Origin of the sequence: Cetobacterium somerae (genome assembly GCF_022430525.1) — a bacterium.
In the GTDB taxonomy this organism is placed as follows: Bacteria; Fusobacteriota; Fusobacteriia; order Fusobacteriales; family Fusobacteriaceae; genus Cetobacterium_A.
This window is the reverse complement of record NZ_CP092519.1, coordinates 255,974-272,641: the sequence shown is the minus strand read 5'-3', so window position 1 is coordinate 272,641 and position 16,668 is coordinate 255,974. Positions and strand designations below refer to the sequence as shown.

The window sequence follows — 16,668 nt, the reverse complement described above, 5'->3', positions numbered from 1 at the left end:
TTTGCGCCCCTTGATATATCTATAAAAAAACTAGGTATATCTACCTAGTTTCTTTATGTTTTTATTTAATACTGTTATAGTGGTCATAACCTTTTTGCACAAGTTCTACTGCTTCGTTTATACCATTTTGCTGAATTCTATTAATGTAAGTATCCCAATCAGTATCTACATCTGAAACACCTAAAATCCATTTTTGCATATATTCCTCTGTTGTTTGATTTACTAGTGCCATAATCTTTTCTAATTTTTTTACATCTTTTGGACTATATTTTAATATTGGCAGTGGCATTGTTGTGTTGTCATTTCTCATATACATTTCAAATCCTTGCTTTGCAATGTCATTTGAATATTGGAATTCATATTCTGCATCTTGCTGTACTCCTGGTCCTGAAACTTGAGCTCCAACCTCTTGTAAAACTTTTAAAGGTCCTTTTCCATCAGGATTGTTTAATACATAATCTGTAAATACTGGTTTCCCATCTACCATTGTATAATGCTTTCCTTCAATACCAAAGTTCCAAGTTCTTCTTCCCTCTTCAGAGAACCACCAATCCATAAATTTAATAGCTTGCTCTGGGTTCTTTGAAGCTGCTGATATTCCCCAACCGATTTCTGGAGTCGTATTTCTTCCCACTGTAACACTTTTCATTCCATCTTTTATTTGAAGTGGTTCTATTGGATAAAATTCAAATCCTGGTATTTGTGTCGTTGCTAAGCTATTATAACTAGCTGTACTTCCAAACCAATCTAAAGTCATTCCACCTATATTCGTTGGTAATACCGCATCTCTTGCTCCCCAACCTCTAGTGAAAACCTCTTTATCTACAAGTCCTTTTTTATACCAATCTGCTGATAATTTTACTGCCTCTTTAAAATTAGGATCTAATGTTGCAAAAGCTACTTGATCATTTTCTACATAAAATGTTTTATATGGTCTTGCACCAAAAATTCCAGTTAAGTTATTTAATGCCGCTTGAATATTTCCACGCACAAAGATTCCAACTTCATCTTTTCTTCCATTTCCATTAGCATCTTGCTCCTTAAATATTGTCAACGCATTTTCAGCTTCTTCCAGTGTTTTTGGAACTGATAATCCAAACTTTTTTAACCAATCAGTTCTTATAAAAAGTCCAGATGATACACTAAGTTTATCTAAATCATAATATGTTGGAATTGCATAAATTTTTCCATCTAGTGAATACATATCTTTTTTATATCTTGGATTTTCCTCTATAAACTTCTTTATATTTGGTGCATGCTTATCTATTAAATCATTTAAAGGAATCATTCCACCATCGCTACCTAACTTCTCTAAATCTGGAACTCTGTAAGCTATAATATCTGAGAAATCATTAGAAGCTAGCATAAGATTATAAGCTTGTGTAGAATCTGTATTATTTTTAGATGCGTATGATTTTATTTTTACTCCTGTTGCTTCTTCAGCTTTTTTATAAACTTCCCACTCATCACTTAAAGGCATTCCATTGAAAACTAGAAACACAGAAAGATTCTTATCTTTTCCTTTTGCTGTTCCTGCATCTTTAGAGTCTTTATCATTTGAGCATCCATTAAACATAAGCGCTGATAAAAGTAACGCTCCCATTGCTATTTTTCTCTTCATTATAACTTTCTCCCCTTATTTATTATCTAACTAACCATCCACCATCTATAGCTAGAATATGTCCATTTACATAATCTGCTGCCTTTGATGCTAAGAATATCGCTCCTCCTACAAGGTCTGAAGTTTGCCCCCATCTTCCTGCTGGTATTCTTCCTAATATCTCTGCATTTCTTTTTTCGTCAGCTCTAATCGGTGCTGTGTTAGCTGTTTCTATATATCCTGGTGCTATTGCATTTACTTGGATATTATCTATTGCTAATTCATTTGCAAAAGCTTTTGTAAGACCAGCTACTCCATGCTTACTTGCTGTGTATGATGGAACAAACTTTCCACCTTGGAATGATAACATTGAAGCTATGTTTATTATCTTTCCTCCACCTTGCTTTTTCATCTCAAATGCTGCAGTCTTACTTAAATAGTATATTGAAGATAGATTTAAGTCAATAACTTGTTGCCAATCACTGTTTGATCCCTCTAAAATTGGCGATCTTTTTATTGTTCCAGCATTATTTACTAGGATATCAATTCTTCCAAAAGCCTCTATACATTTACTAACTGCTTCCATAGCTACATCTTCTTTTGATAGATCTCCAGTTGCATAAGCAATTTTTCTTCCTAATCCTTCAACCTCTTTTACAACATTTTCCATATTATCATCATTATATGTGAAGATAAATAGATCTGCTCCAGCTTTTGCAAGTCCCATTGCTAGTGCATTTCCTATTCCTACGTTTCCTCCAGTTACCATTGCAACTTTACCTTCTAAATTAAACATGTTTAACATATTTCCTCCCCAATTATCTTAACTGATCCATAGCTATATGGTCCATATCAGTAAATGTTTGATTTTCTCCAGCCATTCCCCAAATAAATGTGTAATTTTTAGTTCCTACACCTGAATGAATTGACCAAGATGGCGATATTACCGCTTGCTCATTAGCCATTACAATGTGACGAGTCTCATGAGGTTGTCCCATTAAATGAAATACTCTTGTATTTTCATCCATGTTGAAATAGAAGTAAACTTCCATTCTTCTCTCATGTGTGTGCGTTGGCATAGTGTTCCACATATTATTTGGGTCTAATACAGTCATTCCCATTAAAAGTTGACATGATTTACAAACTGCAGGGTGAACATATTGAAATATAGTTCTTTTGTTTGAATTCTCTAAATCTCCTAAATGAACTGCATTAGCATTAGCTATATCTATTTTTACTGTAGGGTAAGCTACATGGGCAGGAGCACTGTTAACATAGTACTTTGCTGGATTTTCTGCAGAATCAGATATGAATGTAATCTCTTTTACTCCCATTCCAACATATAGTCCATCTTTTGAAGCCATTTTATATTCAACTCCATCAAGAACTACTTTACCTGATCCACCTATATTTATAAGTCCAAGCTCTCTTCTCTCTAAGAAAAACTCAGATCCTAACTCTTTACATCCCTCTAATTTTACTTCAGTTTCAACTGGCATAACCCCTCCAGCTATAACTCTATCCACATGAGAATACATTAAGTTAACTTCATCAGCAACGAAAACTGTTTCCATTAAATAGTGCTTTCTTAATTCCTCTGTTGTGTAGTGTTTTGAATCCTCTGGGTGATTTGCATATCTTGTATCTAATCTCATAGTAAAACTCCTCCTAAATATTATGAACTTTTATTTTTAATTTTCTTTTTTATCTACTCTTTTACTGCTCCTAAAGTTACTCCTTTTCTAAAGAACTTCTGGATAAACGGATATATAATCATTATTGGAACTATTGATAAAACTATTACAGCATATATTATTGATTGTGGTGATGTTAAACTTTCTGGTGTAATAATTTGTGCTGCTTCTCCAGCCATATTCTTCTCTACTATTAACTTCTTTAAGAAAACTTGTAATGGTACTTTAGAATCATCAGTTAATAAAACCATTGTCCAGAAATATCCATTCCATCTTGAGATAGCATAAAACAATGATACTGTTGTTAACGCTGAAGTTGATAGAGGTAGATATATTTTTGTCATAATTTGCCACTGAGTAGCTCCATCTATTCTAGCTGATTCCTCTAGTGATTTTGGCACAGCTTCAAAGAAACTCTTTAAAATTATTACATTAAATGTATTTACTGCGAATCCTACAATTACAGATGTATAACTATTAATAAGACCTAAGTCTCTAAAGTTCAGATATCTAGGGATCATTCCTGGATCAAACCACATTGTCACAACAACCATTAATGTTAAAATTTTTCTAAATTTTAACTCTGGTTTTGATAAAACATAAGCTCCAGTTATTGTAAAGAACATACTTACAGCAGTTCCTACAACTGTTATAAAGATACTGTTTGCATAAGCTAACCAGATTCCATCTAGATTCATAGCTGCCTTAAATGATGCCATACTAATCCCTTTAGGTAGAAGATACATCTCTCCTATCTCTAAAAGGTATGGTTTTGTCACTGATGCTGAGAATACATATATAATTGGATATATAAACATTATTCCAAATATTGCAAGTAGGGAATAATTGATAAAATCAAATATTTTTTCATCTTTTGATCTTTTAATTTTACTCATAAATCTCTCCTTTCAAATTTTTTTAACAGTTAATACTTTTTACCAAAGTCCTGATGATGTTATCTTTTTACTCCATCTATTTGCTAGGTAAACTAGGATAAATCCAATAACTGCATTGAATAATCCAACTGCTGTTGCTAAACCAAAATCTTGCATTAACATACCTGTTCTATAAACATAAGTACTTATAACATCTGATGTTGAATATGTTGCTGGTTGATAAAGTAATAAAACTGTCTCAAATGCAACGTTTAGCATACTTCCAACTTTCAGTACTAACATTATAACTATTGTTGGGATAATTGATGGGAAAGTTATAAATCTAAGCTGTTGGAACTTTGTAGCTCCATCTATCTTTGCTGCTTCATATAGAGATTCATCCACTGCTGTTAAAGCTGCTAAATAGATTACTGCATTAAATCCTGTACTTTTCCACATGTTCATTCCTGTAAATATTCCTCTAAAGTACTCTGGTTTTGATAGGAAGTATATCTTTTCAAATCCAAATCTTTCTAAAATATGGTTTATTACACCACTACTTGGAGAAAGAATATTTATAGTTATTCCAGCTGTTACAACTATTGCTATAAAGTATGGTAAAAACGAAACTGTTTGAACGAAAGATTTAAAAAATCTATTTTTTACCTCATTTAGCATAAGAGCTAAAATTATGGCAAATGGAAACTCAAACACTAAACTATATATATTTAAAAATATTGTATTTTTTAGAGTTGTATAAAAGTATGGGCTTGTTAAAAACTCTGTAAAGTTTGCTAGTCCTACCCATTCACTTCCTGATATTCCCCTAAATAGATTGTAATCTTTAAAAGCGATTATAAGACCATACATTGGTTTATATGCAAATATCATATACCAAAGTATAAATGGAAGAAAAATCAGATATAATGACATTTGATCTTTTACGTTTCCTCTTTTCAATCCAGTCATTATTTTCTTAATGAGACCTATTTTTTCTGATTCTACTCTTTCATCCATTTCTAAAATATTTTCTTTCATACTAACCCTCCTTACTTATCTGCGTTTTGTAAGGTGATTATAGTTTAAAATTTTTAAAGTGTAAATCATCATTTTAGGATATACCTTTTTCTATATATCATTTTTCTACTTTTAAATCAATAAAAGCACACTTTATTCTTTATTAGTTGCTAGAACCAACAAATCTATCATATGCCTTTTGATTTATCTCTATTGCCTCTTGTAGCCCTATTTCATTTAATCTCTTTAGAAATTCGTCATATGTTTTATTAAAATCTACAGCTCCTAAAATCCATTTCTGATTCATCTCTTTTACAGCCATATTAAGTTGCGAATTTATTTTCTGTATTTTTCTATTTTCCTCTTTTGTATATTTTAAAGTTGGCATTGGATCTACAATATATCCATTTTGCATATACATCTCCGCCCATTCTGATGCTTTTGGATTCCCCCAAGCCTTTTCATACTCATAATCTTGTAAAGCACCTATTCTAAACTGTATCCCTTTATCTCTTAAAACTTGTAAAGGTGTCTTTCCATCAGCTTTCATAACCGTATCTGTAAATTTCTTTTTACCATTTTCCTCTTTAACAAAAGTATCATTTTCTACACCCCAGTTAGATAACTCATACCCTTTTTGAGAGAACCAATAATCAAAATATTTTATAGCTGCAACAGGATCTTTACATGTAGCACTTATTCCCCAACCACCTAAATAAGTTGTTCTAGCATCTGGGGCATAACTTTTCCCTTTATATTCTGGCGGTGCTATTGCAATAAATTCAAAATCTTTCACTTTATCCTTTAACTCTTTATCCTCATTATACGAAGCTGTACTAGCAAACCAATCAAAAGTAACTCCTCCTAAATCATTTCTTAACATATAGTCTCTCGCTTGGAATCCTCTTGTAAATATCTCAGGATCTATCAATCCCTCTTTATACCATTTTATAACTTGAGGCATAGCTTCTTTAAATCTCTCTGTTGTTGGACCAAATTTTACTTTTCCATTTTCATCTACATAAAATCCTATCTCTGCTCCAAACATTCCCACTAACTCTTTATCAGCAAACTCCACTGATCTTTCAAAGTATGGAATTTCATCTGCTTTTCCATTTCCATTTGGATCCTTCGTTTTAAAAGCTACCATAACTTCATATAGTTCATCCATTGTCTTTGGAGTTTTTAATCCTAACTTATCTAACCAATCCTTTCTTATAAATACCCCTTGAGCAGCTCTCATATTATACCAATCATAATAATCTGGAATAAAATAGATATTTCCATCTGCTGCTACAGCATCCATCTTATATCTTGGATATTTTTCAAAAAATGCTTTTATGTTTGGAGCATGTTTATCTATCAAATCATTTAATGATACTATTCCTCCGTCCATTCCTAAACTTTCTAATTTTTCAGGATAAGCTAAAGATATAATATCTGGAAGATTTCCAGATGAAACAGCTAGATTAAAAGCTTGTATTTCATCTGTTAAATTTTTAGAACTATAACTTTTTAATTTCACATTTGTATCCTTAAATGCCTCTTGGAAAACTGTCCAATTCTCATCATATGTCTTTCCGTTTTGAATAGCTAGAATACTTAATTCCAATGGCTTTTCAGAAATCTTATGCTCATTTGCTAAAACTCCTCTTTGTAAAAGTCCCCCAACTAATAGTAATAACCCAATTTTTTTATTCATAACACCCTCCATTTTATATAATATTTATCCAATCATTTTGCTCTTTTAAAAATAGAGACAATTGATTTTTTAAATTTTTCTTTACCTCTTTATACTCTATGTTGCCAGCTTCATTTTTCATCTCTAAAGGATCTTTTTTCAAATTAAATAACTCTTCTAAATCTCTAGGATCATATATGTATTTAAACTCTTTACTCACTATCGACCTTCTTATATCACCAATAGCTACTTGATTTCCTGAATATTGACTATAAGCATATCTAGATTTTTTTAGAGTTTCATTATTTAAAATATTTTCTCCAACAAATACCTCATCACTTTCTATATTTAAACTTTCTAATATAGTTGGAAGTACATCTAAGTGACTAACTACCGTTTCCACTTTTACTTCACTTTTCTCTGGTACTTTCATTATTAAAGGTACATTTATACTTTGCTCGTACATCTCCATTTTCTGAAACATCTTATGTTGCCCTAAATGATCCCCATGGTCAGCAGTAAATACAAACATTGTATTTTCATACTGGCCTTTTTCCTTTAACTTCTCAATTATCTCCCCAATTAGCTCATCTGCATAATTAGTTAAGCCTAAATATGCTCGCCATACATCTTTCCAATGCTCTAAGTCTTTCTCCTCAGCTAGCTGTGCTGCTATTCCCTCTCTTCTTTTAGGTGGTTCATCTTCACATATTTTATTTATATTTTCAGGTAATTCTGGATCTGGAAATCTATCCATAAGTTCCTTTAAAACTCTAAAAGGTGGATGAGGAGCCCAGATATTTATAAACATCCCTATAGGTTTTTCAAAAGCTTCACTATCTAAATAATTGAGTGCATTATCAATATAAACTCTATCTCTAAATAGATTTTCTGATTTTTCAAAAAGTGAAACTCTTGATCCTGTGTACTGTCTATCTTCATATATATCTCCATGTCTTTCACTAACTTTAACTCTATCTTCAACAACTCCAAATAGTGGGATGTTCTCTCTCTTACATATTTTTTCATAATCATCATCTGTTAAAATTCTTTTAAATTTAACTCTATCTTCTAAAGATGGTTTTAAAGTTATATGTTGCATTCCAAAATGACTTACGTTATATCCATTTTCAAATAGATATTCATGAATTGTTTTACTATTTTTCGTTATTTCTGGTATATTCTTCAAATCATTTATCACTACATTATTTCTAGTAGGAAATCGTCCTGTTGCTAAGGCAGTTCTAGCTGGAACACATAATGGACACGTTGTATAAGCTCTTTTAAAATCAAATCCCTCTGCTGTTAATCTATTTAAATTTGGAGTTACCTCTTTACCATTTTGTATCATCCCAATAGTATCTGCTCTTTGATGATCTGTTGTTATAAAAACTAAATTTTTCTTCACTAAAACACCTCCTCTTAATTTTTAAAAACCTTCTAAATTTTCATGATATAAAATCATTTCTTTAGAAGGTTTTTTATTAATTATTTTATTTTTTTAATTTTATATATTTTGTTTCCCCACTTCTAATATTATCTACTTTTAAAATAGTTTTATTTTTCTCTGTTCTTATCTTTAAATTTTTATCAGTAGTTTCAACTAATTTATAAGCACCATCTATTTCTAAAATAGACATTACATTTGAAAGTTGAGTTGGATCACTTACCCAAAGCTCTAATGTATTATCTTTTTCTAAAGCTAATAAAGACAATGTACTAAAACTCTTATATTTATCAACTTTATACTGATTATCTTGCCAAAAGTTTATCCCTGTATAATCTTTAACTTTTATACCATGAGCTTTATCGTTTTGAGATAATATAACAATATCATTTTTAGATATTTCATCTAAACCTACACTATAAAAATAACCTACATTTTTTGGATTTTTCCCATGATTTATATAAGTTGTTATATATTCAACCTCTATTGGAGCTTCACTTTTTCCACCTATATTTTCCCAACTTCCTATTCTAATCTCTTTTTTTGTTACTATCTCCTCATCTGATAACAGCGTATATTTAAAGTTTTCTCCATCTATAATTCTATTGTCAATAGTTGTATGTATTTCTCCATCTGAACTACTAATATTAGAACCCATTGCAAACATCGTGTTATCTATTAAAAACCATGATTTTTTACCAGAAGTTTGATTATTCCATGAAAGAAAATCCATTGCAGCTAAAGTTACTTTTCCTGTAGTTACTCCTCCCACAAAAGATTTTGGACTCATCTTAACTTTATGTCTTCTCTCTCCTGACCCATCTTTTCTTTCCTTTATACTAGCTGTTACTCCCGGAAGATGGTACATATCAACAGTTGCCCAAAAATCTTTAGATTTATCTGAGTTTTCACCATAAATGTACGTAACTCCATCTCCTGTATACCAACCTTTTTTATTCTCTCCATTCATTGTTTCATAATTTCCAATTCTAGATGAATGCATACCTATAACAAACTTTATGTTTTCAGGACCTAAATGAACAACTCTATCCATCCCCCAGAAAACCTTACTTTTAGGCTCATTTATTTTTTCATATTTCTCATTTATTTCTATATCTTTCATTATCTCTTTTAATTTTAAATTATATATTTTTTCAGTTGTCTTATAAGAGGTATTCTCATCTAAAGCTTTTTTTACAAGCTTTCTTATCTTACTTTTATATGGTTCAGGGGCTCCCTCTGATATCATAGCTATCGAAGTTACAAGACCTCTACCTCTTTCAAGTTCATTACTTCCGTCCCTTGAAATAGATCTACCACTAACTGCATCTGTTACTCCACCATTTATTAAAAGATATGAGTATCCATCTGTTATTGAATCATATATATTATTTAATCTTTCATCTTTCATTTCATATTGAGTTCCTGATGTAAGATATAAAATTGAACCTAATCCATTAAACAATACTGAGGCATATGTTCCGTTATAAGCAATATTTCCATGTTGTACAAAAGATGAATCTTTGTAGAATCCATCCCCTGAAGCAACATACTCTCCCACATCTGCAACTGCTGAAACTCCATCTAAAACTTGCTCTCTATCTTCCATTAAAAATCCACGTGTGAAAGATATTATAGATGTATCCATTCTATTTCCACCTGTTGAGACTCTCAATTCTGGTGATGAAGAGTATTTAGCAGATGGGCTATACCCTGAATATTTTGCATACGGCTGAAAATATTGTGATGTTTTTAAATACTTCATTCTATTTTCTGGTGGAATCTCATCGTACATAATTGCTACTATTTCATTTATATTTTTAGGTATTCCTAACTCCCACTGCCACCAGTTCCCATATTCTGGAGCTCCTTCATAATAGGCATTTTTATGAAGCCACTCTAAAGAATTTAAAATTTCTTTTTTTATTTTTTCATCTTTGTAAAAATTTGTTCCTGGAACTACATAGGCTTTACTTAAATTTTTTAATCTTTCATAAGTTGTTTGAATTTGAACTCCACTTTTCATATCCTCTAAATCTGAGTATATTGACATTCTTGCTTCATCATAGTTATAATTTTCTAAATTTTTTCTGCCCATATTGTTTAAAGTACTAATTGTATCTTTTTTTACTTTTGGACTTTCTAGTTCTAAACTCTCTTTTCCTGTTAAAAATTCTGCCCATTTTAATCTCATATTTTTAAAATCTTCTTTTTCACTTTGAGACACTTTTGATATATTTGTAACTATCTGTTTATTTGGATTATCTTTAGTTGTATTCTTTTCATTTGCTTGAACTATACATATTGATAAAAGCATCATTAATATTATCTTTTTTTTCAACTTTCTCCCCCTTTAATTAAAAGCTATAACTTACTCCAACCATCGGTCTAAATGAGTGATATCTATTTTCATTACCTGTTGCTTTATTTTTAGCTTTTATTGTTAATAGTGTAACTCCTATTGTTCCTGTAAGTCCTGGTGCTAAAGGTTGAATATATTTTATTCCATATCTTGTTTCATAATTTTCAGATTTTATTATTTGAGTTCTTGTGTCATTAGAGTAACCACCATTGTATATAGGGAATCTTGCTTCTAACTGAGTATAGGCTCCATTTCCAAAGAAATATCTAAAAGTTGGTCTAATCTGAGTTAATCTTTTTCTTTCTGTTGCATTGTTATGATCATGCCATGTATCTTCTCTAAATAGGTTTAATCTCATAAACGCTCTTGGCATAAGTCCAGAATAGTCTATTCCACCTTGATTTTCCATTATGAAATCCCCTTGTCCCTCCTTATCTCCAATATAGTTATACTCATATATATTTGTAAAACTTCCATTTAAAGCAAATCCGTTACCTAAATTATATATAAAGTTTGGAGTAAGTCTAATTTGATGAACTCCTCTTTTTACTTCTCTAAATCCTTTTTTTCCATAGTTTTGTGGTTTTTCACTTGTTTCATTTCTATATGCAATATTAATTCCGTATCTTCCTCTAGAGAATGTATCATTCCATCTTGCCTCTAAATGAACTCTTGTTGCGTGTTGCTCTGCTTCATTTGTCTTTAGCCCTTGGAACATTTCATTATCTTTATAATACCCTTCAAAGTAGTATGACCATTTTGATTTTAAATCATTTAAACTCATTGTTAATTTTGGAGCATATAATGTAGAAGCTGCATAATCACCTGGATATGGATTCCCATCCATATCAAAATATGTTCTATCTGAATCATCCTCTGCTTCTAATAAGATATTAACTGTTCCTCTCCATCTATCACTTTTATTTCCAGATAAATTGTCAAAATATGTATTTACAACATCTCCCACTGAGTTAAATTTATATTTTCCGCCTACAGTTAAACTGTCTGAATCATATTCTTTTGATTTTGTAGAAGTATAACTTCCCAAAAGTGAGAAATCCTCTGTTAAATTTAATGATGCAAAAATATTATATGATAACATATTTTCCATTTTTGTTGTTTCTATTCTATGCTTTTGAGACAACCCTTGAAGTTTTAATACTTTTCCATCTTTAATATTTCCTAACTCTGTTTCGTACTCAAAGTTTCCACCAACAATATATTTTTTTCCAAATAAATAACCTGTTTTTTCTAAAAGAATTCCAGCTTTTGGAACAACAGAATCATAAAATTCTTCATCTACAGTTCCATTACTATTTACAGCTAACTCATTTTGTGTTTTTCCATTTGGTATAGGATCTTCTGTTATATTCCCTTGAACTATTTTAGTCCAATCTATTCCTCCATAAACTCCAACTTTATAATCGTCTTTCAAAACATTGTACGCTGCTACTGTTCCAAGTCCAAAACCATAAGTCGGGAAAGTAGAATCAAAATTTCCGTAAGTATTTCCATAGTTTACTGTTCTCTTTAACGAATTAAATGAATTTGTTATTCTAGCATTTGATGTTAAAGAGAATCTATCTGTAAATTTATAATTATAATATCCTCCAACATAGATGTTATTTAAATCTGCACTTCCATATTCTCCACCTTCGAACTTAACTTTTCCATTAGATCCTCCATACATCAACCCTAATTTAGCATTGTTTTCAATTTGTTTTTCTGTAACCCCTAAAATTCCATGCTCTATGTATGAAACGTCCATTAATCCGTTGATTCTATGATTATTATCCATATATATCACATCTTGTGTTGATGAATTTGTTGCTCTTTCTCTAGTAAAATCACTTTGATTTACTCTATCCATCATTCTTTTTGATAAAGTTCTTGAGTTTATAGAAGCTATATCAGCCATATAACCGTAAACTCCTCCTGAAAGTTGTTTCATAGCATTTGTAAATTCTCCAGCTGTTTGAAGTTGCTCTGCATCAGAAACAGCATAGATTAAAGATTTATCTATAGCTTTAGTTTCTAAAGCACTCTTCTCTATTCTATCTCCCTCTAATAAAGTAGCAAACTTAGATAATTTAGATGTTGTTAATATATCTCCATAGCTATTTTTCTTAGCTATTACATTCCCATCCTTTACTTCATAGTTCCAAATTACAGATGATTTTATATCTGCATTTTCACCCATTTCAATATCTACTCCACCAAAAGCTTCTGATAAATTAAATTCAGTTCTTCCATCACCCGAAATAAATGAAAACTTTACATCTCCATTTAATATCAATTTATCTGCCGAAATTATTGAATTTTCTAAAGTTTTATCTGTTAAAGAATTTTTAAAATCGATAACTAATGTACTATTAGAAATTTCTAATTTCCCTTTATCTGATGTTATAACGCCTTCACTTTCAAGTTTATTTTTATTTTCATCAAAATATCCTTTATTTCCTTGGCTATATTCCAAATCAATAAAAGAATTATCTATTTTACTATTTCCACCAGCTGCTGATAAAATTTCATAATTTTCTATCCTCATATCTGATATATTATTATCTCCCTGAAAAAATAAAGCATCTATTCCTACTCCACCTTCAATAGTACCTTTTATTTCCCCACCTTTTAATACTACATTATTATTTGTTGGAGCATCATAATATTTTCCTGTTACTGGATCTTTCAATCTAAGAACTTCTGATTTTATTGCAACTCCATATCCACCATCTATTACTCCACCTTCATTTATAAATGTTCCATTGCTTACTAAAACTGCATTTCCAAAGTTATAGTTCTTTATTTCTCCTGTATTTATAAGTTGACCTGCTACTTTAACCCCTGAACTTACAGAATAATTTTCTATTAGACCACTATTTTTTCCAGAAGATTCTGATCTTATATCCATTCCGATTCCAGTACTATTATTAGATATGATTCCTGAGTTCTCTCCATACCCGTTCTTCTCTATCTTCATCCCTAGAGCTTTATCAAATACTGTTATTTTTCCAGTTGCATTATTTAGAACTTTACTATCCACTCCAGTTGCACTCATAGCTGATGTATTTATTCCTGATGTTTGTATTAAACCATTATTTTCAACAGTTGCTCCTCCTTGAGCTAAAACTGCATTTGATGTTTGGCCATCTCCCTCATGGATTATTGTTCCATTATTTATTCCTATGCTTCCTAATCCATCCGCCTTTATTCCAGCTGTATATTGTTTTCCTGAAACATAAATATTTCCTGTATTTATTCCTTCTCCAGCTCCTGAAATCGAAATTCCTGACGAAGAGTTTCCTGTTATTGAAATATCTCCTTGATTTTCACCTTTTGCACCTGTTTCAACTGAAACTCCTGTTCCCTCTTCTACAACTATCTTTCCGCTGCTTATTCCACTAGCTCCATTGCTTAATTTTATTCCTTTTGCTTTATTTAAAACTAAAATATCTCCTTGATTTTTTAGTGATGACCCTTCTTTATCTGCTGCCATTCCAGATGCATTTACTGCGGATACTTGAATGAATCTGTTATTTTCAATGTATCCTCCCGTTTGAGCCAACATTGCATTTGATGTTTGACCATCTCCTTCATGAATTATTACTCCATTATTTATTCCTATACTTCCTACTCCATCTACCTTCATTCCTGATGTATACTGTTTTCCTGAAATATAGATATTTCCATTGTTTACTCCTTCACCTTTTCCACTAATTGCAATTCCATAAGAAGAATTTCCTGTTACATAAATATCTCCTTGATTCTCACCTTTTGCACCTGTTTCAATTGAGATACCTGTTCCTTCTTTTACATCTATCTTTCCACTACTTATTCCATTAGCTCCACCACTTAATTTTATTCCCCTTGCTTTTTTATCTACTATTATTGTTCCTGTATTTTTTAATGATGAATTGTTCCCATCTGCTGCCATTCCAGATGCATTTACTTCTGAAACTTCAATGGCTCCATTATTTTCTAAATATCCACCCGTTTGGGCTAACATCGCATTCGATGTTTTTCCATTTCCTGTATGAATTATAGCTCCATTATTTATTCCTTTAGAACCACTTCCTACTACTTGCATTCCTGAAGTAAACTCTTGTCCAGTTACATAAATGTTTCCTGTATTTACCCCTTCACTTCCAGCCGTAATTGATATTCCTACTGATTTATCTCCTGTTACATAAATATCTCCATTATTTTCTCCTTTAGATGAAGATTCGATCGATACTCCTGTTCCATTTTTTACATCTATTTTCCCAGAACTTATTCCTATTGCTCCATTTGTTAATTTTATTCCTTTTGCATTCTTATCTACCACTATTGTTCCTGTATTTTTTAATGATGAACTATTTCCATCTGCTGCCATTCCAGATGCGTTTACTCCTGAGACTTCAACAGTTCCATTATTTTCTAAATATCCACCATTTTGAGCTAGCATTGCATTCGATGTTTGACCATCTCCTGTGTGAATTATAGTTCCGTTGTTTATTCCAACACTACCTGCCCCATCAACTTTCATTCCCGATGTATATTGATTAGCAGTTACATAAATATTTCCATTATTTACTCCTGTTCCGCCTCCTGTTACCGACATTCCTGTTGAACTATTTCCTGTTACATGGATATCTCCTGTATTTTTACCTTTACTATTACTAACAGATACTCCTGTTGAATTAGCACTGCTTAACTTTATTATTCCACTATTTAAACCTTCGCTTCCACCAGCTATCGATATCCCCGTTCCTTTTCCTAATACATTTATTTCTCCTGTATTTTCTCCCTTCGCCCCTGTTTCAATTGACATTCCTGTTCCATTTTTTACATCTATTTTTCCTGTATTTAACCCTGTTGCTCCAACTATTTTTATTCCTTTTGCATTTCCATCTACTAATATTGTTCCTGTATTTTTTAATGATGACTCATTTTTATCTGCTGTCATTCCTGATGCATTAGTTCCTGAAATTTCAATAGTTCCATTATTTTCTAAGTATCCACCATTCTGAGCTAACATGGCATTTGATGTCTTTCCATTTCCTGTATGAATTATAGCTCCATTATTCGTCCCTGTACTATTTACTCCATCAACTTTCATTCCTGAAGTAAATTCTCCTGCGGTAACATTTATAGTTCCACTATTTATTCCAGAACTTCCATTTAAAATTGACATCCCTGTTGATTTATCTCCTGAAACATAAATATCTCCCGTATTTTCTCCTTTTCCTTGAGAATTTGTATTTCCTATTATCATTCCTGTCGAATTAGCATTATTTAAGGTTATTATTCCGCTATTTAAACCTTCGCTTCCTCCTGTTACTAATATACCTGTTCCGTTTCCTGATATATTTATTTTACCTTTATTTTCTCCGATCGATCCTGTCTCAATTGACATTCCTGTTCCATTTTTTACATCTATTTTCCCAGAGTTTAGCCCTCTTGCTCCATTTGTTAACTTTATTCCTTTTGCATTTTTATCTACTACTATTGTTCCTGTATTTTTTAATGATGATCCATCTTTATCTGCTGCCATTCCAGATGCATTAGTTCCTGAAATTTCAATAGTTCCATTATTTTCTAAGTATCCACCATTTTGAGCTAACATTGCATTTGATGTTGAATTATTACCATTATGAGTTATTGTACCTGCATTTATAGCTTGGGTCCCGCTCCCTGCTGCCTGCATTCCTATTGTTCCCGCTCCTGCAGTTACATTTATAGTTCCTCTATTTTCAACTATTGATGGATCTCCAGATGAGTAGTTGTTTGCTTTCATCCCAACAGTCTTGTCTCCACTAACTGTTATAGTTGCATTATTTACTCTATTATGATTTTTATTAGCCTCTATTGCTGTTCCACTTGTAATAGTTAAATCATTATTATTCTCACTTGTAACTGGAATTGAATAACTCACCAAACTTTTGCTAGAAAATAATAGAAAGATTCCTAACAATACCATTTTCTCTTTCGCTTTCATACTACCCCCGTTTTA

General features: G+C 31.5%; 9 protein-coding genes. All 9 read right to left on the bottom strand.

Annotated elements, in window-relative coordinates:
- Positions 1-61 precede the first annotated feature (61 nt).
- Entirely contained in the window at positions 62-1,621 is a 1,560-nt protein-coding gene (locus MKD34_RS01190) for an extracellular solute-binding protein (protein ID WP_240219335.1), read from the bottom strand.
- 22 nt (positions 1,622-1,643) lie between these two features.
- Positions 1,644-2,405 (bottom strand): 2-dehydro-3-deoxy-D-gluconate 5-dehydrogenase KduD, encoded by a 762-nt coding sequence (kduD, locus tag MKD34_RS01185; RefSeq protein ID WP_240219334.1) that lies wholly within the window; start codon positions 2,403-2,405, stop codon positions 1,644-1,646.
- A gap of 13 nt (positions 2,406-2,418) precedes the next feature.
- The gene (gene kduI / locus MKD34_RS01180) at positions 2,419-3,255 is read right to left on the bottom strand and encodes a 5-dehydro-4-deoxy-D-glucuronate isomerase (RefSeq protein WP_240219333.1); all 837 of its coding nucleotides are present in this window, start codon (positions 3,253-3,255) and stop codon (positions 2,419-2,421) included.
- A 53-nt stretch (positions 3,256-3,308) separates the two neighbouring features.
- The gene (locus MKD34_RS01175; protein ID WP_240219332.1) at positions 3,309-4,190 is read right to left on the bottom strand and encodes a carbohydrate ABC transporter permease; all 882 of its coding nucleotides are present in this window, start codon (positions 4,188-4,190) and stop codon (positions 3,309-3,311) included.
- 39 nt (positions 4,191-4,229) lie between these two features.
- Positions 4,230-5,207 (bottom strand): ABC transporter permease, encoded by a 978-nt coding sequence (locus MKD34_RS01170; RefSeq protein WP_240219331.1) that lies wholly within the window; start codon positions 5,205-5,207, stop codon positions 4,230-4,232.
- 142 nt (positions 5,208-5,349) lie between these two features.
- Positions 5,350-6,888 (bottom strand): type 2 periplasmic-binding domain-containing protein, encoded by a 1,539-nt coding sequence (locus tag MKD34_RS01165; RefSeq protein ID WP_240219330.1) that lies wholly within the window; start codon positions 6,886-6,888, stop codon positions 5,350-5,352.
- Positions 6,889-6,901: 13 nt separating this feature from the next.
- Positions 6,902-8,275, bottom strand: coding sequence for a sulfatase-like hydrolase/transferase (locus MKD34_RS01160; RefSeq protein ID WP_240219329.1), 1,374 nt, complete (start codon positions 8,273-8,275; stop codon positions 6,902-6,904).
- Between the two features lie 85 nt (positions 8,276-8,360).
- The gene (locus MKD34_RS01155) at positions 8,361-10,655 is read right to left on the bottom strand and encodes a polysaccharide lyase 8 family protein (protein WP_240219328.1); all 2,295 of its coding nucleotides are present in this window, start codon (positions 10,653-10,655) and stop codon (positions 8,361-8,363) included.
- A gap of 16 nt (positions 10,656-10,671) precedes the next feature.
- The gene (locus MKD34_RS01150; protein ID WP_240219327.1) at positions 10,672-16,653 is read right to left on the bottom strand and encodes a hypothetical protein; all 5,982 of its coding nucleotides are present in this window, start codon (positions 16,651-16,653) and stop codon (positions 10,672-10,674) included.
- Positions 16,654-16,668: the final 15 nt, after the last annotated feature.